The sequence below is a fragment of the Halorientalis brevis genome, assembly GCF_023077655.1.
Genome location: NZ_JALLGV010000005.1, coordinates 658,372 through 680,927, shown reverse-complemented (window position 1 = coordinate 680,927; position 22,556 = coordinate 658,372). Strand labels below are relative to the sequence as shown.

Here is a 22,556-nt window from a genome sequence, read left to right as displayed (position 1 = left end):
GGCCGGTAGGCCGAAGCACGTCACGTGCGGTTTGACGTGACGGCGGTTTGGCCGCTGACGAGAGGAAGCGACCAAACGCCGAGAGGCGAACGAAGTGAGTCTCTCGGAAGTTTGGCCGGTAGGCCGAAGCACGTCACGTGCGGTTTGACGTGACGGCGGTTTGGCCGCTGACGAGAGGAAGCGACCAAACGCCGAGAGGCGAACGAAGTGAGTCTCTCGGAAGTTTGGCCGGTAGGCCAAAGCACGTCACGAGCAGCGCGACCTAACTGTGGGTTTCAGTCAGCAGCCGCTTCCGGCTCGATCTCGTCGGCGTCACCCGGATCGTTCAGCGCTTCCCGTTCGCCGCTCGGGAGGTGGTCGCGGAAGCGCCGGAGGATTCGGCGTGCCTCGTCGAGTTCCGCGCCGCCCGTCGCGCGGAGGAGCGCGAGTGCGCGGCGAGCCCGGGCCGTCCGCCAGGAGTCCTCGCGGTTCTCGTAGGTCCGGATGGCACGCAGGAAGTCGACTTTCCGGAACTCCGGCCAGTACGGCGTACAGAAGAACGCGGCGGCCTCGTTGCCGTTGGCGTGCCAGGGCAGGAAGTTGCTGGTCCGTTCGGCACCGCCCGTTCTGATGATGAGATCGACGTCCCGGACCGGCCCTTCGTAGAGGGACGATTCGACGGTTTCGACGTCGATGTCGGCCGGATCGAGGGCGCCGCTGGCGACGTCCCGTGCGACCTCGCGGGCGGCACCGAGCAGTTCGGCGCGGCCGCCGTAGGCCAGCGCGATGTTCAGGTGGAGCCGGTCGTATTCGCTCGTCCGATCCTCGGCGTAGCGGATCGCCTCGGTCACGCGCTCCGGGAGGCGCTGGGTTTCACCGATCGCGCGGATGCGGACCTCGCCGTCGTGGACGCGGTCGGCGTCCGCGAACTCGTAGAGCTTCTCCTCGATGAGGTCGAACAGGTTCTCGCGTTCGTCTTTCGGCCGGTCGAAGTTCTCGGTCGAGAACGCGTACAGCGTCAGTTCCTCGATGCCGAGTTCGTCACACCAGTTGAGCACGTTCTCGGTCGTCTGAGCGCCGGCGCGATGGCCGTCCGTGGCCTCGCCGCCCTGTTTGTCGGCGTACCGGCGGTTGCCGTCCTGAATGACGGCGACGTGATCTGGCGTCCCCGATATTTCCCCTCGCAGCAGGCGTTCGTAGCCGCGGAGTGCCTGCTGGCGAACCCACGAAAGCATTGCCTGAGACGTCCGTGCGTGGTCGTAAGAATCTTGTCTTCCCCCAGGAAGGGTGTGGGTGACCCGCAGGGTTTTAATATCGGGACGCCCTCTGAGAGAGTGCAATGGCGAACGGTACGGTTGATTTCTTCAACGACACTGGCGGTTACGGTTTCATCGACACTGACGACGCGGACGAAGACGTGTTCTTCCACATGGAGGACGTCGGCGGTCCTGACCTCGAGGAGGGGCAGGAAGTCGAATTCGACATCGAGCAAGCGGACAAGGGTCCGCGCGCGGTCAACCTGGAGCGGGTGTGATTTCGATGGCGAAAGGCAAAGTCGATTTCTTCAACGACACCGGCGGCTACGGCTTCATCGACACTGACGACGCGGACGAGGACGTGTTCTTCCACATGGAAGACGTCGGCGGTCCTGACCTCGAGGAGGGGCAGGAAGTCGAGTTCGACATCGAACAGGCAGACAAAGGGCCGCGGGCGACGAACCTGACGCGACTGTAACCAGGGTTCACGACCCACTGGCGCACTGACGGGGCACTCGCCCCGAATCATTTTCGACCCGAGCAGCCGCTCCCCAAACCGACTCGATACCGTGAGAGGTATGGGGCCCGGCACACGACAGCCGAGCGATGAGCAACGAGCAGGACGTCATCGACCCCGACCTCTATCAGCGGACCAAGGCACTGTTGGAACCGGGCGACATCGAACTGGCCGGCGTCATCGTTCACACCGACCTCGGGAACGACGCCGAGGCGAAACTCCACGAGGCAACCATCGAGATCGGCGACGTCATCGCCGAGTACGAGGGCGTCGACCCAGGCGACACCTACGTCTACTCCGGCAACGACGACCCGGACTTCGGCCTCAACCAGCACCAGGGACTCACGATCGACGGCGACGAGTTCGTCTGGGAGTGCCAGCAACTCATCCGCGAGGAACAGTTCCGGATCGTCTTCTACTACGAGGCCGACGTCGACCAGGACGGGCTCGTTTCGGCGCTCCGCGAGGAGGGCTACACCGTCGAGGGCGTCACTACCGACGAGTAGTCACGGGCAAACGCTTTGCCTGTGTGGTGCATACTTCCTGGTAACCTCAGCATTCTCGGATCGCGCGAAGACAAACGCGGATTTATACCGGGTCAACCCTGAGTGGCGACCATGACTGATGACCTGGAGCGCGCGGACAGGGCGGTCATCAACGCCTTCCAGGGTGGGTTCCCCGTCGTCGAACGTCCCTTCGAGCCGGCAGCCGCGGCACTGCGAGACCGCGGCGTCGAGATGGACGCCGACGAACTGCTGACACGCGTCCAGCGACTCGACGAGGAGGGCATCCTGACCCGATTCGGCGCGCTCATCAACGCCGAGGAAATCGGGGGTGCAGCCACGCTCGTGGCCATGCACGCGCCCGAGGACCGATACGACGAGGTCGCCGAGCAAGTCAACGCGTACGACGAGGTGGCCCACAACTACGAGCGCGAACATCCACACCTGAACATGTGGTTCGTGGTCAGCGTCCCCGACCCGGACCGCGTCGACGACGTCCTGGCCGAGATCGAGGACGAGACCGGCCAAGAGACGTACAACCTCCCCAAACAGCAGGAGTTCCGTGTCGAGGCGAAGTTCCTCGTCGACGGCCCCATTTCCGACGGCGACGTAGATCTCTCCGATCTGGGGCCTGACGTGACGCCGACCGACCAGACGTCACTGACCCCGGCGGAACTGGACCTCGTCCTGGAGATTCAGGACGGCCTGCCGCTGACGGCGACTCCCTACGGTGACGTCGCCGAGGCCATCGGACAGGACGTTGAGTGGGTCGTCGAGACGATCAAGCGATTCGACCAGGAGGGGAAGGTCCGGCGCGTCGGCGTCATTCCGAACCATTACTCCCTGGGCTACACGGAAAACGGGATGACCGTCTGGAACGTCCCGGACGAGAAACTCGGCGAGGTCGGCCCGGCCATCGCGTCGCTTTCCTTCGTCACGCACTGTTACGAGCGGCCGCGTCACGAGGGCGTCTGGCCGTACAACTTCTTCGCGATGACCCACGGGCGGAGTGAAGAAGAGAGCCAACAGCGCATCCAACAGGTCCGCGACCGGATGGCCGAGTTCTGGGACGTCAGCGACGAGGACTGGGATTCGCTGTTCTCGACGCGGATTCTCAAGAAGACCGGTATCCGACTCGACGAACGGGCCGCAGCGAACACCACCGACGCGCCGACAGACGCCGACGACTGACCATGATTCCACTACTCCACGACTTCACGGGAACGACGATCCTCGTCTTCGGCGGCGGCACCGTCGGGGCACGGAAAGCCCGGCGGTTCGCCCGCGAGGCCGACGTGGTCGTGGTCAGTCCTGACTTCGCCGACGCGGACTTCGGCGGCGCCGAGCGGATCAGGGCCGCACCCGACGACGAAGCCGTCGAAGACTGGATCGACCGCACCGAGCCGGCACTGGTCGTCGCCGCGACGGACGACACGGACCGGAACGCCGCCATCGAGCAGGCAGCGCGCGACCACGGCGCGCTGGTCAACCGAACGGATCAGCACGGCGAACGCGATCCCGGTAGTGTCGTCGTTCCGGCGACTGTCCGCGACGATCCGGTCGTCGCTGCGGTCGCGACCGGTGGGACGAGCCCGGCGCTGAGTCGCTATCTGCGCGAACGTATCGAGGACGAACTCACCAACGCCGGGGCGATGGCGGAGCTCTCCGGCGAACTGCGTGATGACTTACAGGACCGCGGGGTCGACCCCGCGGTGCGGCGAGACGCAGTCCGGGAGGTCGTCAGATCCGGACGTGTTTGGAAGCATTTAGATAGTGGCAGGACGAAAGCACGCCAAGTGGCCGAGGACGTGACTACTGCCGTGACAGGTGATCTATCGTGATTGACGGAACTGGCGTCATCTCAGGCGTCAGCGTGTCGCACGAACGTGCGAGCGTCGACGACATCGACGCGGCCTGTGCAGAGAACCAGCGGGTGGCCGTCGAGTCGCTTCTCGCACGACCTGGCGTCAAAGAGGCGTACGTCCTCCAGACGTGTAACCGATCCGAGGCGTACGTCGTCACTGCGGACCCAGCGGTCGGACGGGCCGTGCTCCGTGAGTTCTTCCTCGACATGCCCGAAGACGTGCTCGTCGAGATGGAACACGAGGAGTGCCTGCGTCACCTCCTGCGGGTGGCAGCGGGACTCGAATCGATCGTTCTCGGCGAGGATCAGATTCTCGGCCAGGTTCGCGACGCCTACGAGGACTCGCGCGGCGTCGGCGGCATCGGGCCGGTGCTCGAAAGCGGCGTGACGAAGGCGATGCACGTCGGCGAGCGCGCCCGCACCGAGACCGGGATCAACGAGGGGACGGTCTCACTGGGGAGTGCCGCCGTCAACCTCGCGCGTGCCGAACGCGACCTCTCGGCGTCGACGGCGCTCATCGTCGGCGCCGGCGAGATGGGCGCGCTCGTCGCGAAGGCACTCGACGAGTCGGTCGGGCGCGTCCTGGTCGGCAACCGGACGGTCCCGCACGCCGAGCACCTCGTCGAGGGCATGGACGTCGAGGGGAGCGCCCTCGCGCTCGACGCCCTCCCGGCGGCCGTCGAACGAGCCGATCTCGTCATCACGGCGACGGGGAGTTCGGACCACGTCGTCGACGTCGAGATGCTCTCCGACGCCGGTGAGACGCTGGTCATCGATCTGGCGCAGCCCAGAGACGTCCCGACGACGGCCGACGAGATCGACGGCGTCGACGTGTACGACCTGGACGACCTGGAATCGGTGACCAGAGCCTCTCGCGCACAGCGTGAGGAGGCAGCGGAGGCGGTCGAACGGCTCGTCGACGAGGAGTTCGACCACCTCCTGACCCAGTACAAGCGGAAACGGGCCGATCAGGTCATCGCCGCGATGTACGAGAGCGCCGAACAGTTGAAGACGCGGGAACTGGCGACCGCGATGGAGAAACTCGACCTCGACAGCGAGGAAAAAGAGGTCGTCGAGTCGATGGCCGACGCGCTCGTCGGGCAGCTGCTGGCCGCGCCGACTCAGAGCCTCCGCGACGCCGCCGAGGAAGACGACTGGACCACTATCAACACCGCGCTGCAACTGTTCGACCCGCACTTCGGCAGCGAGACGCCCGACTTCGTCTCCAGCATGAACCCCGACGAGATCCCCGAGGCGATGAAAGCGGAGATGCCGACGGCAGTCCTCGAACAGCTCGACGACTGATTCCTATTTTGCCGGGACGTTCGACTGTGGTAACTGAAGCCGGAGAAACGCCGGGAGCGCGAGAATCGCGATCGCGATCTCCAGGCCGCCGACGACGAGGAACGCCGCGACGTAGCTGACCTCTTCGGCGATGGTTCCTCCGACGAGAATCCCTGCGAGAAAGCCCAGACTACCGAAGGTGTTGAATCCGGCCATGGCGACGCCTCGCTCGGTGCTGGGCGCGAGGTCCGTGACGAGCGCCATCGTCGCCGGGGCGACGAGCGCGCCGATGACGCCGACGGCGACCATCGCGACCCCGGTGAGGCGGACGGTCGGCGCGACGCCGACCGCGATGACCGCGAGTCCGTACAGGAGCGAGCCGACGACGACGGGGAGCGTGCGACCGATCCGATCAGAGAGCACGCCGAACGGGTACTGCAACAGCGCGAAGGGGCCGAAAAACAGCGCGAGCATGAACCCGGTCTCCCCGGGCGAGAGGCCGACGACTTCGCGGAAGTACAGCGTGCCGACGAGCGCGAAGAACCCGGCCGTGAGCCGGTCGATCAGGCCGAACGCGTAGGGCAGGAGCAGTGCCGGCGTCTCGCGCAGCCCGCTCACCACGGCCCGCACCACGTCGCGGCTGTGTCCGGGCGTCCGGTCGGTGACGAGCGCGGCGAGCGCGCCGGCGACCAGTAAGAGCCCGCTGGCGACGAGCAGTGGCACGAACGGGCCGACTTCGTAGAGCTGCCCGCCCAGCGGCGCGCCCAGGGCCGTCCCGAGGCCGATGGCGATCCCGGCGGCGCCCATGTTCTTGCCGTGGCCGCCGTCCAGGTCCATGAGCATCGTCATCGCCAGCGAGAACGCGCCGATGGTCGCCGCGCCCTGCAGCACGCGGAGTCCCAGCACGGCGGTAAAGGACAGGGGGACGACGCGGTGGAGGAGCGCCACCAGCGCGTAGCCGGCCGCGCCACCGACGGCGCCAGCGACGATGAAGGGAACGCGGCGACCGGCGCTGTCGCTGGCGGCTCCCCAGACGCCGGCACAGACGACGAACGCCGCGAACTCGGCGGTCAGAAACCACATGCTCGCGTCGAGGGCGGTGTCGGCCCCGAGCGCGTCGACGAGGGTGTCGATGCCCGGATACAGCAACACCTGTGCGAGCAGCACGGCGAACACCACCCCGGCGAGAGCGACGCGGGTCCGTCGGTCCGTCCCTGACATCACACCCCTGCGGTTCGTACCCGACCAAGGAACCGTTTTCCCATCGCGGCGAGGCCCCGTCTGCCGACCTGGGCTTTATCGGGGATCGAGCCAACCCCTCACACATGGCAGACCTGCTCTCAGACGAGGAGATCGAGGCACAGCTCCCCGCCGACTGGGAACGCGACGGCGACGAGATCGTCCGGACGTTCGAGTTCGACTCGTACCTTCCCGGCGTGGGCTTCGCGTCCGGGATCGCCGGTATCGCAGAGGACGCGTGGCACCACCCCGAAATCACGATCACCTGGGGCGAAGTCGAGGTCCGACTGACGACCCACGACGCCGGCGGCATCACCGAGAAGGACACCGACCTCGCCGCCCGGTTCAACGACGCGTACGAGTGATGAACGACGAGACCGCTGAGCACGGCGACGACGCAGGTGCGGCCGAGTACGTCTTCGGCTGTCGGTTCAGACTGAGCCCCTCGGTGGCCGGCTTGCGAGCCGAGCCGAACGAGTTCGAGACGACGCTGTTTCGCGAGGCCGACCCGCCGGGCGAAGACGGCTGGCTGTTCTTCCGGGACAACCTCTGGCACGGCGAACTGAACGACCCGGACTACTTCCGGGAACTGACCGAAGACGCCCTGGGCGTGACAGTGCTGACGGTCGACTTCCGCGAACTCAGGACGGACCAGACATATCTCGACGCGCTGGACGACGCGATCGGCGCGAACCTGGACCTGTTCAACGCCGAGCGCGTCCCCGAAGTCCGATCGAAGTACCTCGGGTCGAGCATCAGGCTGGTCGACGACGGATCTACAGGGGCATGAGCGACAACTGTTGACACACGTGTCGCTCCGGATACAATTGCCGGAAATCACTTATTCGAGTGTCCCGTACAGTGACAATCCCGATGGTCCCTGACGAGTACGATTTCTGGCTGCTGGACCTCGACGGCACGCTGGTGGACATCGAACCCTCCTACGTCCGCCACGTGTTCGACGAGGTCGGCGACCGACTCGGTCGGACGTTCACCGACCGGGAAGCCGAGATCGTCTGGCACGGGCTCGGTGGGTCACGGAACGAACAGCTCCGCCAGTGGGACGTCGGCGTCGACCGCTTCTGGGAGGTGTTCCACGAGGTCGAGGACGCCGACGCTCGAGCCGAGCACACCTTCCTCTACGACGACGCCGACTTCGTCGCCGACCTCGACGTACCCGTCGGCCTGGTGACCCACTGCCAGGAGTACCTCACTGAACCGGTGCTCGACCGGCTGGACATCCGCGATTGGTTCGACACGGTCGTCTGCTGTACGGAAGAGACGGGCTGGAAACCGGATCCGACGCCCGTCGAGTTAGCGATGGCGGACCTCGACACCGCCCCGAACGGTCACGGCGGCGACCCCGTGAGCAGAGCGGACGGCGGCTCGACCGGCGTGCTCGCGGGTGACGGCCCCCACGACATCGGTGCGGCCTGGAACGCGGGGCTTGACGGTATCCACGTCGAACGTCACGACCCGCACAGCCGGGGCCAGTGCGTCCTGGGCGACTACCGCGTCGAGGCGTTCACCGACCTCGACGGCGTCCGGGCCGAACCCGGCAGCGACTGACCGGGCGTCGTCACGCGACTAGTCTCGCGCGTAGCCGGCGAGTTCTGACAGCACCGCCTCGACCGAGTCGAGCGCCGCGTCGAGTGCAGCGACGCCCTCTTTCCCCGTTCTGTCGTCGTTCGCCAGCACGCGCACTGGCTGGTCGCCGAGCGAGACGAATCCCAGGCCGAGTTCGTCGGCGGTCGCTCGGAGTCCGAGCCCGACGTCTGCCTGCCCGGCCGCGACTTTCCGGGCGGGACTCTCGTGGGCTTTCGCGGTAAGGCCGTAGCCGTCGATGGCGTCGGTCAGGTCCCGGCGGGAGCGGTCGCGCTCGGCGGCCAGCCCGGCCAGCGCGTCGTCGAAGTCTCGCCTGAGTCCGGAGTTCGTCCCGCGGTTGATGAACCGGAGGTCTCGATCCACCAGATCGGCGATCCCCGAGACGCGCTCGGGGTTGCCGTCGGGAACGATCAGCCCCCACTCGCGGGTCCAGCCGCCGAGTTCCGGGTAGTCGGCGTCGGCGGCGTCGGGGCCGGCCGCGACGGCGAAGTCCGGGACGCCGTTGCGGAGCCGGCGCAGCCCTTCGCGGGTGCCCAGCGACAGGAACCGGGGGTTCGTGAGGTCGTCGAGGGCGCGAGAGAGGGCGGGGTCGTCCTCGCCGACGCCGAACGCCGACGGTGGCCGCACGTCCGCGGAGAACAACTGGACGGTGACGGCCTGTCCCTCCGCCAGATACGCCGTGTCCGCGTCGACCTCGACGATGCCGTCGGCTTCGACGAGGCTCGTGGTCGCGCCGCTGCCCTTGTCGACGGGATACACGAGCGTCTCCCCGACACCGTCCGTCACGAGCCCGACGGGCATCAACCGCATTCGGCCTTCGCTGTAGCGCTCTTCGGCCGCCATCCGACCGTCGACGGTCGCGGTCTGTGGCTCTGGCAGGCCCGCTGCCGCTCTGATGGCCGGCGCGACGAACGTGCGGAAGATGGTCAGGGCGGAGACGGGATAGCCCGGGAGTCCGATATATGCCGAGCCACCGGCAGACTCTCGCTGCTCGGCGTCCGAGCCGTCCAACCGCCCCACGAGCATCGGCTTGCCGGGCTTGACGGCGACGCCGTGGAGCAGCAACTCGCCCCGCTCTTCGATGACCTGATAGATGACGTCGACCGCGGAGGCGCTTGTCGACCCCGACGAGAGGACGAGGTCGCACTCTTCGGCGGCCTGGGTGAGGATGCGCTCCATTTCGTCGTAGTCGTCGCCGGCGTGCGGATAGAGCACGGCTTCGCCGCCGGCCTCTTCGACCGCCGTCGCCGTCGTGTAGCTGTTCACGTCGAAGATCTGGCCGGCGTTCGAGTCCAGCGGCTCGCCCGGGCGGACGAGTTCGTCACCGGTCGAGATGATCCCGACGCGCGGGGTGGCTCGCACTGGCACCTCGTCGACGCCGAGCGCCGAGAGCAGGCCGATCTCTCGCGGCGTGAGCCGCGTGCCGGGGCCGAGCGCGCGCTCACCCGCGGCCACGTCCGCGCCCGCGAGCATGACGTGGTCTCCCGGTGCGAGCGAGGTGCGCACGAGGACGTCCGTGCTCGCGGCGGTGCCGCTCGTTTCGTCCGTCGAACTCTGTTCGACGCGCTCGGTGTCGGTTTTCTCGACCATCACGACCGCGTCGGCTCCCTCGGGCATCACCGCCCCCGTCGAGATCTCGGCGGCAGTCCCCTCTTCGACTGTCACGTCGGGCGCTTCGCCGGCGTGGACCTCGCCGACGAGTTCGAGGCGCGCGGGGTCGGCCTCGTCGGCACCGAAGGTGTCCCGAGCGCGGATCGCGTAACCGTCCATGCTCGCGCGGTCGAATCCCGGCACGTCGAGGCTCGCGTCGATCCGCTCGGCGAGGACTCGCCCGCGGGCTTCCCCGAGCGGGACGTGTTCGGTCCCGCCGGCGAGGTCCAGCGACGAGATCGCTTCGTGAGCTTCTTCTGGCGGCACGAGGTCGCGGAACTCCTTCCTCTCCGTCATGCGTACCACTCCCAGTTCTGGACGCGGACGCGTTCGCCTTCGGCGACGCCCTCGCGACCTTCGGGGACGACGACCCAGCCGTCGGCAAGCGCGACGCTCGAGAGGACGCCGGACCCGGAGGCCCGCGTCGGCGTCGCCGTGGGGAGGTCCCGCTCGTCGTCCGTCGAGTCCTCGGCCGTCTGATCGAGTTTGACGCGAGCGAACGTCCGGACGCCGGGTTCGCTCGATATCTTCCGGTCGAGGACGGCTTCGGTCGCGGGATGGTCCCGCAGCGGGAGGTGACCGGCCCACTTCAGCGCCGGCCGGAGGAACTGCATGGCGTTGACGATACAGGCAACCGGGTAGCCCGGGAGCATGATGACTGGCGTGTCCTCGACGACGCCGAACCCGACGGGATGGCCGGGTTTGAGCGCGACGCCGTGGACCAGCACTTCGCCCAGGTCGTCGACGACTTCCGGGATGAGGTCGCGCTTCCCCACCGAGGAGCCGCCCGTGGTGACGATGACATCCTTCGTGAGGTCGCGCTGGATCGCCGCCCGGAGGGCGTTTTCGTCGTCGGTGACCACGTCGCGATAGGCCGCCGTTCCGCCCCAGCGCTCGACGTACTCGGAGACGGTGAGGCCGTTCGTTTCGATCACTTCGCCCGGTCCGGGGTCGTGCTGGACGAGTTCCTCGCCGGTCGGGACGACGCCGACCGTCGGTCGCTGGTAGCAGGTCACTGCGTCGATCCCGACGGACTTCAACAGCCCCAGGTCCGACGGGCGGAGCTGGTGGCCCGGCTCGTACAGCGTCTGGTCCGCCTCGACGTCCTCGCCGGCCGGGGCGACGTTCTCGCCTTCGGCGACGGCGTCGAAGACTTCGACGTCTCCCGAGGCGGGTTGCACCTCGCACTGTTCGACCATCACGACGGCGTCCGCACCGGGCGGGACTTCGCTGCCGGTGTGGACTCGCGTGGCCTCGCCCGGGGCGACGTCCGGTGGGGCGCCGTCGGGTTCGTCGTCGCGGTCTCGTTCGCGGAGGACGGCCGGTGAGCGGTCGCCCGCGCCGAACGTGTCCTCGGCGCGGACCGCGAACCCGTCCATGGCGGCCCGGTCGTAGTGGGGGACTGGTCGGCTGGCCGTCACTGGCTCGGCGACGGCTCGGCCGTCGGCCATCGACAGCGGGACGCGCTCGGTCCGATCGTGCGGCGTGACGGCCGCTTGGAGCCGTTCGCGCGCGTCGGCCAGCCGCGTCACCTCCTTGAATCCCGACTCTCGTGGATCAGTCATACCTGGGCTTGGGCCGCCCGAACAAAAAGCGTCCGCCGAACGGGTCGGGACCGCACGGCGGCCGCCGCCGAATCGTTCCCGACGAGACCGCCGCAACCACGGCCTTTTTCGATGATGGGTCCCTAGCGACGGGTATGTCAGCGTTGCGCGATGCGATGCGGGACCTCCCCGAGACGGTGTTCGCCGACCTGCTGGAGAGTGAGGACGCCTACCTGCTGGTCATCGACCTGCCAGGGGCGACGGCCGAGACGGTCAGCGTCGGCATCTCGGCGGGTCGACTCGAGATCGAGGCGCGGCGCGAGAAGGACCTCCCGGCGGAGTTCCAGTACGTCGACGAGGAGCGAGCCCTCTTTCTGGACGCCGAACTTCCCCTCCCGCCCGACGCGACCGGGGCGGAAGCCGAAGGGCAGATGAAACGCGGAGTGCTCGAACTCCGCTTGCCGAAAGCCGGCGCGACGCCCGAGGCGGACGTGCCAATCACCGACGTGAGTGCGTAAGTCGGGGGGCCGCTCGGTGAACCTCCGTGCGTACCGACGGTTTTTCACCGTCGCGCGCCAATTCCTGCCACTCCTGCTCGCCTACGCGCGTGACCGTCACCGGTTCCTCCTCGTCGGCCGGTCGCGGCAGGTCTCGCCTGCCCAGCGGCGTCGCCGGGCAGCCAAACTGCTGGACTCACTGTTGACCCTCGGTCCCACGTTCATCAAACTCGGGCAGTTGCTCTCGACCAGACCGGACATCCTCCCGCCCGAGTACATCGACGAGTTCACGAAACTCCAGGACGAGGTCCCGCCCGCCGACTGGGCGGACGCCGAGTCCGTCATCGAGGAGGAGCTCGGCCCCGTCGGGGAGAACTTCGAGTACTTCGATACGACCTCCATCAGCGGTGCGAGCCTCGGCCAGGTCTACTACGCCGAAACCGAGGACGGGCCGGTCGCCGTGAAAGTCCGCCGGCCCGGCATCGAGGACCTCGTGGAGGCGGACCTGCGGGTCATCCGCTGGTCGCTGCCGATCATCATGCGGTTCGTCGGCGAGGCGCGGTCGTTCTCGCTGGAGACGCTCTCCGACGAGTTCGCCAAGACGATCCGCCAGGAGATGGACTACGAGCGGGAGGCCCGGATGCTCGCGGAGATCCGCGACAACTTCCGGAGCGACCGCCGGATCCGCATTCCACAGGTCGACGGGTCGCGGTCGACCGGTCGGATCCTCACCATGGAGTACGTCGAGGGGACGAAGATCTCGAACATCGAGGAACTCGACGAGATGGGCGTCGACCGGACGGACATCGCCGAGACGCTCCAGCGAGTGTACCTCCAGATGATCGTCGACGACGGGGTCTTCCACGCCGATCCGCACCCCGGGAACCTGGCCGTCAAGGACGACGGCACGCTCGTGTTCTACGACTTCGGCATGAGCGGCTACGTCGAGTCGTACGTGCAGGAGAAGATCATCGACTTCTACATCGCCGTGGCCAACCAGGACACCGACGCCATCCTCGACGCGCTCATCGAGATGGGGACGCTGAGTCCCGAAGCCGACCGCGAGGTGATGGGCGAGGTGATGGAACTCGCCATCGCGGACGCTCGCGGTGACGACATCGAGCAGTACCGCATCCAGCAGATCGTCCAGCAGGTCGAGGACACCATCTACGAGTTCCCGCTCCGACTCCCCTCGAACCTCGCGCTGGTCTTGCGCGTCGCGACCGTCGTCGAGGGGGTCTGCGTCACGCTGGACCCGGACTTCGATTTCATCGCGGTGGCGACGGGCTACCTGCGCGACCACGGGTACCTGGAAGCCGGCGTCAAACAGTTCATCGAGGACCGCGGGGAGGAACTCCAGCAGGCCGCCCAGTCGGCGATTCGGACGCCGCCCAAACTCGAACGGACGCTCGACCGAATCGAGCGCGACGACTTGCGGGTGAACGCCGACATCGAGGACTCCGACGGGCTGCTCCAGACCCTGGCCAAACGGCTCGTCTACGGGATGGTGCTGTCGGCCGGCATCGTCTCGACGGCCGTCCTGTACTCGTTTGGGACCGTCGACGCGGCCTGGATCGCTGGCGGGGCGACGGTGCTCGTGGCCGGATTGCTCTACTGGTCGTTCCGGGAGCAGTCCGGTATCCAGACCGAACCCCAGTTCACGCGCCAGAACCTCCGGGAACGCGAGGCGAGCGAGATGGACGGGTCGGCCGTCGGCGAGATCGACATCGGTGGGAACGGCTTCGGCGACGCAGTGACCGAGGAGTCGCCGGAGAGCACTGAGAACTGAGCCAGCGATCCGACGGCTCGGGATCGTTTCCATCCTCGCAACGTACTTGGTGGCCGTACGTTCGTCGATCGACGTGAGTGGACCCTTCGATCTGGTCTGACCGGATAGTCCGTCGGCGGGCTGCCGTGACGAAGGTCTCTGGTCGGTGGCAGAAACCGGTCAGTTGATTGCAACGGCGTCGGCGCGGTTCCAAACCGTTTATACTGGTACACTGACTACCGCGGATCATGGCGAAAGAGCAGAAGGAAGTTCGCGACCTGGACGAGGGGAGCTACGTCATGATGGACGACGCTCCGTGTAAGATCAACGCCTACAGTACGGCAAAGCCCGGCAAGCACGGCAGCGCCAAGGCCCGCGTCGAGGGCAAGGGCGTCTTCGACGAGAAAAAGCGCAGCCTCTCCCAGCCGGTCGACGCGAAGATCTGGGTCCCGATCATCGAGCGCAAGCAGGGACAGGTCGTCAACGTCGAGAGCGAGGACGTCGCGCAGGTCATGGACCTGGAGACCTACGAGACGATTACGATGAAGGTCCCCGGCGACGAGACGCTCTCCGAGGACGACGAGATCGAGTACCTCGAGTACGAAGGCCAGCGGAAGATCGTATAGCGCGATGTTTCCCGGCGCGCGGGCCCACCGGTCGGACGCCGCTGGAACGAGTTCCAGCGAGCCCCCGGTCTCTGACGCTCCCGGGGACGCCGCCTACGTCGTCGTCGGCGCACCACTCGACGCTTCGACGACGTTCCAGCCCGGCACCCGGTTTGGCCCCCGCCGAGTCCGCCATTTTGCCGAGTCGTTCGACGACTACGACCACCACACTAATCAGCGGTTCACCGACCTGGCGGTCAGTGACCACGGCGACATTCACCCGAGCGACGACGCCGAAGAGTACCTTCAGTTTCTGCGGGGGACGCTCGGTGACGTCAGGCGCGACGACGCGGTGCCGCTCACGATCGGTGGCGAACACACCGTGACGGTCGCGGGCGTGCGCGCAGTCGACCCGGACGTGTTCGTCTGCCTCGACGCCCACCTCGACCTCCGCGAGGAGTACGCCGGCAACCCGCTGAACCACGCGACGGTCACGCGACACGCACTGGCAGCGGCCGACGAGGCCGTCGTACTGGGAGCGCGCACCGGAAGTGAAACCGAGTGGGAGCGGGCTCGAGACGACGACGTGACTGTGGTTGCTCCCGACGACGTCGCCGACTGGACGCCCGACTTCGGAGACCGTTCGGTGTATCTGAGCGTGGACGTCGACGCCGCCGATCCGGCGTACGCACCCGGAACGGGGACGATGGAACCGTTCGGCCTTGAACCGCGAACGATGCACGACGTCGTTCGAGCGGTCGCGCCACACGCCGAGGGGTTCGACGTGGTCGAGGTCAACGACCGCGACGACGGGCAGGCCGCCGTTCTGGCAGCGAAACTGCTCCGGGCGTTCGTCTTCGCTCACGCGGCGGACGGCTAGGCCCGCCTGGCGGCTACGATGGCTGGCGCGGCGAATGGTTTTTAGACGGTGGGGGAGTCGGTTTCCACCATGCCCAGTCTTTCGTCCTGTTACTTCTGTGGAACTGCGCTGGACGCACCGATCGACGCCTATCCGGTCGTGCCCGAAGGACTCCCGATCGACGCCGAACACACCGTCTCTCTCTGTCCGACCTGTCAGCGGAAGCTACACGGCGCCCTCGAAATCGCCTTCGACGCCGCGACGGACGCCGATTCGATCGGCACGACCCTGGACGAGTACGACGTGCTCTCCGAGGAGGAGACCGCGACAGCCGTCGACGGCGACGCGTCGGCTCTTCCCTCGACGGAATCGACGTTCGAGGCCGCGCCCGACGATCCAGCCGCGGCGACCGACGCCGACGACGAGAGCGACGCGGCTGCCGAGACCGAACCGAGCACCGAGATCGAACCCGACGCCGAATCCGAGACGCAGGACGACGCGCCCGACGAAACTCACGAAACCGACGCCGGAGACGACGAGGGAGCTTCGGACGACGACAGCGACTCGGACGAGGAACCGAAACCGGGAGTGGCTGACGACGATACGGACGACCGCTCCGATGGTGCAGGTGACGACGAGTCGACGGCTGCGGACGACGCGTCCACGCGGGCAGACGAAGACACGTCCACGCGGGCCGAGACGAACGACGACACGCCCGTCGATGAGTCCGAGGGCGACGACGACTCGGTGGCCGACGGGGAGCCCAGTGGGGAAGCGTCCGTTCTGTCGACGCCCGCGGCGAAGAAGGTCATCCGACTCCTGCAGAACCGCGAGTTCCCGGTCGAGCGCGACGAGTTCGAGGACGTCGCCTCGAACGCGTACGCCATTCCCCGCCAGGACTGCGTCGACGTGCTCGATGCCCTGGTTTCGGAGGGGTACGTCGCCGAGCACCGCGGTAATCTCGTCCGGGACGAGTAGACAGCCCAAAGGCTACAGGGGGTGCCGGCGAACCGTCGCGCATGAACTGCGCGGACTTCTGTGCACGCCTGGACGAAGAGTTGCGGACCGACGCGTACGCCGACCTCGACGCGAGTCCGAACGGCTTGCAGGTCGGCCCCGCCGAGCGCGAGGTCGAACACGTCGCTTTCGCCGTCGATGCGGCGCGAGCGACGGCAGACGCGGCCGTCGACGCCGACGCTGATCTGCTGGTGACCCACCACGGCTACGTGTTCGGGAGCGTCGAACGGGTGACTGGCCGACTGTACGAACGGCTGCGTCCGCATTACGAACACGAGATGGGACTGTACGTTTCACATCTCCCGCTCGACGGCCATCAGGAACTCGGGAACGCGGCGGGGCTGGCGGACCTGCTCGATCTCACCGACCGCGAACCGTTCGGCGAGATGGGGCCGGAGTACATCGGACAGCGCGGAACTGCAGCCGACCCCTTCGACAGGGACGAACTGGTGTCGCTGCTCGACGCCGAACTCGACACCGGCGACCAGGACGTCCAGCTGCTCGATTTCGGCCCCGAAGTGATCGAAGACGTCGCCATCGTCACCGGGAGCGGCGTGGACTGGCTGGACGAGGCCGTCGACGCGGGCGCCGACCTCCTGCTCACGGGCGAGGGGAAACAGCAGGTGTATCACGACGCCCGCGAGGCCGGCATCAACGTCGCACTCGCCGGCCACTACGCGACGGAAACGTTCGGCGTCGCTGCGCTCGCCGATCTCGCCGAGGAATGGGGGCTGACGACCACCGTGGTGTCGCATCCGACCTGTCTCTAGCCGGTTTTGTCCGTACGCACGCGTGAGGCTGCGACCGCTTTTTCACCGCGACGACACGTGTCAGACGTCTGTGGGTCGCCCGTAGGACGGCCTCTCATTCGAGGCCGAATCGCGAGCGAGACGGCCGAAAGTCGCAGATTTGCCGGGGTGTGACGTGATGTCATCCCGCGGAATTGACCACAAAGCATTTATAACGAGCGCAAATTGTTACATCCGTACCCCTACCCATGGTGATAGTATCGAGTACAGTCGGTCGGACTCCACGTGGTTGCGGTCAAACCACGACCGGCGGCTGGAAAGGTGCTGGATCCACCCGAATGACACAACCAATCCAAACCAAACTATGACAGGAACACGCGAAAAAGTTCGCAGTCTCTTCCTGACTGCGCTGATGGTCATGTCGGTTTTCGCCGGCACCGTCGCGTTCTCAGGAGCGGCTGCTGCGGCTAATCAGTCTACTGTCCAGTATACTGCTGGCGATTATACGACTGATACAATCGGTGTAACGTATACAACTAGTGCAGACATGGGTGACGGCGTTGATGATAGCGTTCACAAGGTTTCCGTCACGATTGAAGACGCAAACCTGAGCCTGGTCGACGACACTGATGTTTCCTTCACTGGTCTCTCACCGACCATTTCCCAGGACGATATCACTGTGAGCGATGACGAGCTCACGATCGAGACGGACGGCACGAACGTCCAAGACGGTGACAACGTCAAAGTTACTGTTGACGACGTCGTCAACCCTGACGAAGCAGGCGACTACGACATCGAAGCCGTTCTCTACGATGCAGACGATAACAAGGTCGACAGCTGGACGACCCAGTACAAGGTCGGTGACTCCGTCTACGAGGGTCAGCGCCTGTACCAGGGCGAGCAGTCCTTCTTGAACGACGGTGACTATTCCGGGACCGTCGAGCTGTACAAGCTCGAAACCGACGACCAGGGTGATCTCGTCGTTCCCGCAGACGGATTCGTCGACCCGATTACCTTCGACGACGAAGGTAACGCGCTGCTCGACACGTCCAACCTCGAAGGCACGTACGCGCTTGTCGACGGTAACCGCGACGTGCTGGCGGCCACGGGAACCTCCGGTGATGGTGAACTTGCAAACACCGGTAACGTGGAGGACGACTACTTCCAGGTTTCCGTCCAGTCGTTCAGTTCCTCCTTCGAGGAAACTGAGACCACCGCTGGCGACTCCGAGGACCTCGAGTTCGACTCGAACCGCGACGAGTTCCCGGTTCGCGTCACGTCCGACAACCTCGATGAGGACGACCTGTACTCGATGTTCAACGAAGACGGTGACAGCGCCGTCAAGAACCTGGTGAAAGACGACGAGGACAACGAGATCCGCTTCACCCTCACGGGTGACCAGGACGTCTCCGTCAACTTCACCGACATCAACACTGGCGACTACACCCTCGACTTCGAGGCTCGCGACACTGGCGTCCAGACGTCCGAATCCATCACGGTGACGGAGGAAGACGACAACGACGCAACCTTCGGTACCGTCGCGCCCGTCGGTCAGGGTGACGTCGCAGTCGTCCCGATCAACCTCGAAAACACCGACGAAGGCAAAGTCTACATGGGCTACAACGACGTCGGTTTCAACGCGACCTTCGAGATCGAAGACGACAACGACGACGGCAAGGTCACCGTCCTGCTGAACACCTACTCGCTTGGTCGCAACGACGCGAGCACCGCAGAGGCGATCGATACGCTCGACGACTCTGACACGATCAGCTCGGTCGAGCTTAACGACCCGCGGCCCGGTCTCTCGGACCCGCCGCTCGCAGCGGCCAGCTACGACATCAACGTGACCAACGTCGACGATTCGACGGACTACGAGTACGCCGTCACGACGCTCCAGGTCACGGAATCGAAGATCAACAGCCTCAACAGCTGGATCGCTCCGGAGGAGGACTTCGACGAGATCGACAACGACGAGCCTCAGGACGTCTGGGCACTCCAGGCTGACGAGCACCTGACTGAGTCCGACTCGGTCGCTGAAGACGACACGCTCGTCTGGCAGATCAAGTCCACCGGCCTCGCCGGTGCCATCGAGTCTGCCGACACCGCGTCCGGCAGCGACAACGACGACTACGAAGAGGCCTTCGTCAACCTGATGGACGAAGACTGGACCGACAATAACTACCCCAACTCCGACATCTTCGCTGACGACTTCGAGTTCCGGATGTACCAGTCGGACACGGAAGCCAACTTCAACCCGTACGAAGTCTCCTTCGCTCGGATGGAAGATCAAGGCGGCCTGAAGGTCGTGCCGGACCAGCGTAACGGCTCGGTCTTCGTCGTCATGGACGAGTCTAAGATTCCGGTCCACCGCGACGACTGGGACCGCGACTCCACTACCACCGACCCGAACGGAAATCAGAACACCTACGACGGTGGTAACAACTACTACTCGAAGACCAAGGACGACCAGACTTACACTGGCAACTTCACGGTCTACGACGACGGTAACCTCGTCGAGGACCGCACCACGCTCACGAGCGACGTCGACATCGTCGAGCGCTCGGTCGAGTACGAGACCGGTGCAGGCGACGTCATCCGCGTGAACGCCGCATCCGGTCAGGAAGTCTCGGGTACGACGTCCATCGCGCCGGGTACGGAGCTCGACCTCCGTCTCCGCGGCAGCGGTGACAACTCGTTCCTCGAGAACCCCAAGCCGATCGTCGAGACCGACGGTAGCTTCACGGCTACGGTCGACCTCTCGGACCGCGCATCCAACCAGTCCTTCACGGCTGAGGTCCGCGACGTGGACGACGACTACGATCAGGAAGGTATCATCGGAGAGGGCGTCACCGCTGGCGTCGACTTCGAGAACCAGACGCTCGAGAACGGTGCAGTCACCGTCGACAGCGTCACGATGTCCGAGGGTGGCTACGTCGTCATCCACCAGGGCGATGCCTCTGGTGACGTCATCGGCAACACCGAGTACCTGAGCGCTGGCGAACACAACGACGTGTCCGTCTCGCTCGACTCGGACCTCGCGTCCAACCAGACGCTGGTCGCGATGGCCCACATGGACACGAACGACAACCAGGAATTCGAGTTCCCGGACGCTGACGGACCGTACGACGTTAACGGCTCCGTTGACTCCGCGATGGTCACTGTCCCGTCCGACGACGGTCAGGACACGACCGACGACGGTCAGGACCAGACCACGACCGACGACGGTCAGGACCAGACCACGACCGACGACGGTCAGGACCAGACCGCAACCCAGGAACCGGCTGACTCCGGTACGGAGACCACCACGGACGGCTCCGGTCCTGGCTTCACGGCTGGCCTCGCACTCGTTGCGCTCCTCGGCGCTGCACTCCTCGCAGCCCGCGGTCGCAACTAACGACCGGACCTAATTCCGGTTTCCAACCGCATTCCATTTCTTTTCGGACGCTATTCGGGTAGCGACAGCTATCTGCCGGGCGGCACGACGTGGAGTGCTGAGGACCACGTTGACTGCCAGGGCGGCGACATCTGACTGTGCGTCCGGCGTGCAGCCAACGACAAGACATATAGCCGCATTTGGCATAGCTGTCGGCAACAGAATGCTCGATGCGCTGCTCGGGATGCTGGCCTGGTTCACGCAGTGGTCCGATCCCCTCGCCTGGCTGGTCGTGGGAACGTTCTCTGCGGGGGCAGTACTCGACTGGTCGAACCGCGACGAGAGGTCTCAGTACTCGACCGTCGCTGTGGGCGTGCTCGGTGCCGTCTTCTGGGCGGTACTGGTGTATTACTATGCGATCGTCCAAGGGAGCATTACGCGAGGTGCCGTGACGGTGGGAGCCGTTCTACTCGCCCTCGGCGTGGCCGGTGGGTTCCGCTCGTTGACGCACGGAACTCGTGAGCCCAAGCGCCTGGTCACGACCGCAGCGTGGGTTCTCTTCGGATTCTTCTGGTTCACGCTCATCTATCACTTCGCGTTCGTCCAGAAGAGCATCGTGGAGGGGATCGGAACGCTCGTCGCCGTCCCGGCGTCGCTCTACGTCGCGTATTTATTGGCCGACGGCCGGGACTCGCTGTTCGCGCTCTCGCGAGCGATCGCCGTGATGGGGCTTGTCTACGTACCGTTCGAGACGCTGGTGCTGTTCAAACGGCCGCTCGTCGAGATCGTCACCCGGCAGACGGAGGTTCTGATGAACGTGATCGGGTATCACCCCGACGTCATCTATGGGAACCTCGTCAGTGAAGCCGGTGGCACCGCGGCATCCGACTACGCGCCGTATCGCAACACCTTCGAGTTCTATCCCGACCCGGATCACCGGATCACCTACACGATACTGATCGCCTGTACCGGCATCGGGAGTATGGCGATCTTCGCGGGGCTGATCGCGGCCGTCCACGCACCGCTCTCCCGGAAGCTCCGGGCGCTGGCGGTGTCGATTCCGATCATCTACGCGCTGAACCTGGTTCGGAACGTGTTCATCGGCGTCTCCTTCGGCAAGCAGTATCTCCACGTGTTCCCCGACACCGTCATGACCCTGTTCGGAACGTCGGACCCGTATATGGTCTCGTACTACGTCGCCGACCGGATCATGGCCCAGGTCCTGTCGGTCGCGGCGCTCGTCGCCATCACGTGGCTCGTAGTTCGCGAACTTCCGGAGGTGCTCGTCATCGTCGAGGACGTGCTCTATCTGCTGACGGGCACCGAGTACGACCTCCGCGAGGCGCTCGGAGTCCAGCCAGTGCGAGCAGACGGGGAGTAAGCAGTCCGCTAGTCGTCGAGCAGTTCGGTCGGTGCGCCGGCCAGCTCGGCGAGTGCGTCCTGTTCGATGAGGTGGAGGTCTCCCGGGACGATGAGCAGATGCAACGGCGGGCCGAACCTCTGCTCGGCCAGCTCGGAGAGGCTGTCGGCGACGACCGTCGGATCGTCGCTCCCGGCCTGGCAGACGGCAACTGCCAGGGTCTCGTCGTACTCGGAAGCCAGCAGCGACGCGGCGGTGTCCGCGGTCATGTACTCTTCCTCTTCGGCCTTGATGTCGAGATAGACCAGCGTGTGAAGGCCCTGCTCTCGGTTCGTATCGATCGTGTCCACGACGCTCTGCGGGACGCCCTCGCCGCCGTGGGAGCGCTCGAACGGAAGTGTGGTGGCTTTCCCGAACCGGTAGTTCTGGAGGCCGGTCAACGAACTCGCGGCGGTCTGGGCGGTCGTGCCGTGGACGACGCGGGTTTCGATGCCTCGATCGTGGGCGCGGAGGCGAAGGTCGACGTGTGTCGTCGAGATCATGGTATCGCCCGCGGTGAGAAACACGGTCTCGCTGTCCTCGGCGGCGTCCAGAATCGGGTCGGGGTCCTGTTCGACGCCGGCGCGATCCCGGACCTCGATGGTGACGTCGTGATGGGCTTCGAGGTCGGCGACCGTCGTGCCGACGAGTTTGCTGGTGTAGAACTCGGCGAAGACGCGATCGGCGCGACGCAGCGCGTCCTGGCCTGCAACTGTGATCGAGCGCTCGTCGTAGAGACCGAGACCGACGAAAGTGAGCATACCGCTACTGTGGGCTGGGAGGGATTAAGCGGCCCGACCTGGACTGGAAACGTCAGGCTTACCGCCGGCGGTGTCCGACGTGTGGCC

Annotated in this window: 22 protein-coding genes and 1 pseudogene; 18 read left to right on the top strand and 5 right to left on the bottom strand. The window is 65.8% G+C overall.

Annotated elements, in window-relative coordinates; translation table 11 throughout:
* Nucleotides 1-275 precede the first annotated feature (275 nt).
* Nucleotides 276-1,214, bottom strand: a complete 939-nt coding sequence (gene uppS, locus MU553_RS15515; RefSeq protein WP_247379021.1) for a polyprenyl diphosphate synthase — start codon at nt 1,212-1,214, stop codon at nt 276-278.
* A gap of 104 nt (nt 1,215-1,318) precedes the next feature.
* Here uppS and MU553_RS15510 point away from each other — a divergent pair, with 104 nt between their 5' ends.
* The 6 genes from MU553_RS15510 to hemA all read left to right on the top strand — a co-directional run bounded on the left by MU553_RS15510 (nt 1,319) and on the right by hemA (nt 5,424).
* On the top strand, nt 1,319-1,513 hold the full coding sequence (locus MU553_RS15510; RefSeq protein ID WP_247379019.1) for a cold-shock protein: 195 nt from the start codon (nt 1,319-1,321) through the stop codon (nt 1,511-1,513).
* Between the two features lie 5 nt (nt 1,514-1,518).
* On the top strand, nt 1,519-1,713 hold the full coding sequence (locus tag MU553_RS15505; protein WP_247379017.1) for a cold-shock protein: 195 nt from the start codon (nt 1,519-1,521) through the stop codon (nt 1,711-1,713).
* A gap of 128 nt (nt 1,714-1,841) precedes the next feature.
* A complete protein-coding gene (locus MU553_RS15500; RefSeq protein WP_247379014.1) occupies nt 1,842-2,258 on the top strand; it encodes a DUF5778 family protein in 417 nt (138 codons plus the stop codon).
* A 111-nt stretch (nt 2,259-2,369) separates the two neighbouring features.
* On the top strand, nt 2,370-3,446 hold the full coding sequence (ahbB, locus tag MU553_RS15495; protein WP_247379011.1) for a siroheme decarboxylase subunit beta: 1,077 nt from the start codon (nt 2,370-2,372) through the stop codon (nt 3,444-3,446).
* A 2-nt stretch (nt 3,447-3,448) separates the two neighbouring features.
* Nucleotides 3,449-4,096, top strand: coding sequence for a precorrin-2 dehydrogenase/sirohydrochlorin ferrochelatase family protein (locus MU553_RS15490; protein WP_247379009.1), 648 nt, complete (start codon nt 3,449-3,451; stop codon nt 4,094-4,096).
* Nucleotides 4,093-5,424: a glutamyl-tRNA reductase gene (gene hemA, locus MU553_RS15485; protein WP_247379007.1), complete on the top strand. Its 1,332-nt coding sequence runs from the start codon at nt 4,093-4,095 to the stop codon at nt 5,422-5,424. Before MU553_RS15490 ends, hemA begins: the two co-directional genes overlap by 4 nt.
* Nucleotides 5,425-5,427: 3 nt before the next feature.
* Here the strand turns inward: hemA and MU553_RS15480 are convergent, their stop codons facing one another.
* On the bottom strand, nt 5,428-6,624 hold the full coding sequence (locus tag MU553_RS15480; RefSeq protein WP_247379005.1) for an MFS transporter: 1,197 nt from the start codon (nt 6,622-6,624) through the stop codon (nt 5,428-5,430).
* Between the two features lie 104 nt (nt 6,625-6,728).
* On the opposite strand from MU553_RS15480, the gene MU553_RS15475 reads away from it, so the two are divergent.
* From MU553_RS15475 to MU553_RS15465, 3 genes are all read left to right on the top strand, one after another.
* The gene (locus MU553_RS15475) at nt 6,729-7,007 is read left to right on the top strand and encodes a 4a-hydroxytetrahydrobiopterin dehydratase (RefSeq protein WP_247379003.1); all 279 of its coding nucleotides are present in this window, start codon (nt 6,729-6,731) and stop codon (nt 7,005-7,007) included.
* Nucleotides 7,007-7,432, top strand: a complete 426-nt coding sequence (lwrS, locus tag MU553_RS15470) for an LWR-salt protein (RefSeq protein WP_247379001.1) — start codon at nt 7,007-7,009, stop codon at nt 7,430-7,432. Before MU553_RS15475 ends, lwrS begins: the two co-directional genes overlap by 1 nt.
* A gap of 83 nt (nt 7,433-7,515) precedes the next feature.
* Nucleotides 7,516-8,211, top strand: a complete 696-nt coding sequence (locus tag MU553_RS15465; protein WP_247378998.1) for an HAD family hydrolase — start codon at nt 7,516-7,518, stop codon at nt 8,209-8,211.
* A gap of 18 nt (nt 8,212-8,229) precedes the next feature.
* Here MU553_RS15465 and MU553_RS15460 read toward each other — a convergent pair whose 3' ends face one another.
* Nucleotides 8,230-10,194: a molybdopterin biosynthesis protein gene (locus MU553_RS15460; RefSeq protein ID WP_247378996.1), complete on the bottom strand. Its 1,965-nt coding sequence runs from the start codon at nt 10,192-10,194 to the stop codon at nt 8,230-8,232.
* Nucleotides 10,191-11,462, bottom strand: coding sequence for a molybdopterin molybdotransferase MoeA (locus MU553_RS15455; RefSeq protein WP_247378993.1), 1,272 nt, complete (start codon nt 11,460-11,462; stop codon nt 10,191-10,193). Before MU553_RS15455 ends, MU553_RS15460 begins: the two co-directional genes overlap by 4 nt.
* 134 nt (nt 11,463-11,596) lie before the next feature.
* Here MU553_RS15455 and MU553_RS15450 point away from each other — a divergent pair, with 134 nt between their 5' ends.
* From MU553_RS15450 to artA, 9 genes and pseudogenes are all read left to right on the top strand, one after another.
* Complete coding sequence (locus tag MU553_RS15450; protein ID WP_247378991.1) at nt 11,597-11,959, top strand: Hsp20/alpha crystallin family protein; 363 nt, start codon at nt 11,597-11,599, stop codon at nt 11,957-11,959.
* Between the two features lie 16 nt (nt 11,960-11,975).
* Nucleotides 11,976-13,727 carry an ABC1 kinase family protein gene (locus MU553_RS15445; protein ID WP_247379048.1) on the top strand — a complete coding sequence of 584 codons (1,752 nt, stop codon included), beginning with the start codon at nt 11,976-11,978 and terminating at the stop codon, nt 13,725-13,727.
* Nucleotides 13,728-13,954: 227 nt separating this feature from the next.
* Nucleotides 13,955-14,332 carry a translation initiation factor IF-5A gene (locus MU553_RS15440; protein ID WP_247378988.1) on the top strand — a complete coding sequence of 126 codons (378 nt, stop codon included), beginning with the start codon at nt 13,955-13,957 and terminating at the stop codon, nt 14,330-14,332.
* Nucleotides 14,333-14,336: 4 nt separating this feature from the next.
* Nucleotides 14,337-15,191, top strand: coding sequence for an agmatinase (speB, locus tag MU553_RS15435; protein WP_247378986.1), 855 nt, complete (start codon nt 14,337-14,339; stop codon nt 15,189-15,191).
* Between the two features lie 69 nt (nt 15,192-15,260).
* Entirely contained in the window at nt 15,261-16,148 is an 888-nt protein-coding gene (locus tag MU553_RS15430) for a hypothetical protein (RefSeq protein WP_247378984.1), read from the top strand.
* A gap of 41 nt (nt 16,149-16,189) precedes the next feature.
* Nucleotides 16,190-16,957 (top strand): Nif3-like dinuclear metal center hexameric protein, encoded by a 768-nt coding sequence (locus tag MU553_RS15425; protein WP_247378982.1) that lies wholly within the window; start codon nt 16,190-16,192, stop codon nt 16,955-16,957.
* Between the two features lie 157 nt (nt 16,958-17,114).
* Nucleotides 17,115-17,366: pseudogene (locus tag MU553_RS23870) on the top strand (hypothetical protein); the annotation flags it as partial.
* Between the two features lie 249 nt (nt 17,367-17,615).
* Nucleotides 17,616-20,330, top strand: coding sequence for a DUF7282 domain-containing protein (locus MU553_RS23800; RefSeq protein WP_247378980.1), 2,715 nt, complete (start codon nt 17,616-17,618; stop codon nt 20,328-20,330).
* 202 nt (nt 20,331-20,532) lie between these two features.
* Nucleotides 20,533-21,690, top strand: a complete 1,158-nt coding sequence (artA, locus tag MU553_RS15415) for an archaeosortase A (protein WP_247378978.1) — start codon at nt 20,533-20,535, stop codon at nt 21,688-21,690.
* Between the two features lie 8 nt (nt 21,691-21,698).
* Here artA and dph5 read toward each other — a convergent pair whose 3' ends face one another.
* On the bottom strand, nt 21,699-22,469 hold the full coding sequence (gene dph5, locus MU553_RS15410) for a diphthine synthase (RefSeq protein ID WP_247378976.1): 771 nt from the start codon (nt 22,467-22,469) through the stop codon (nt 21,699-21,701).
* Nucleotides 22,470-22,556: the final 87 nt, after the last annotated feature.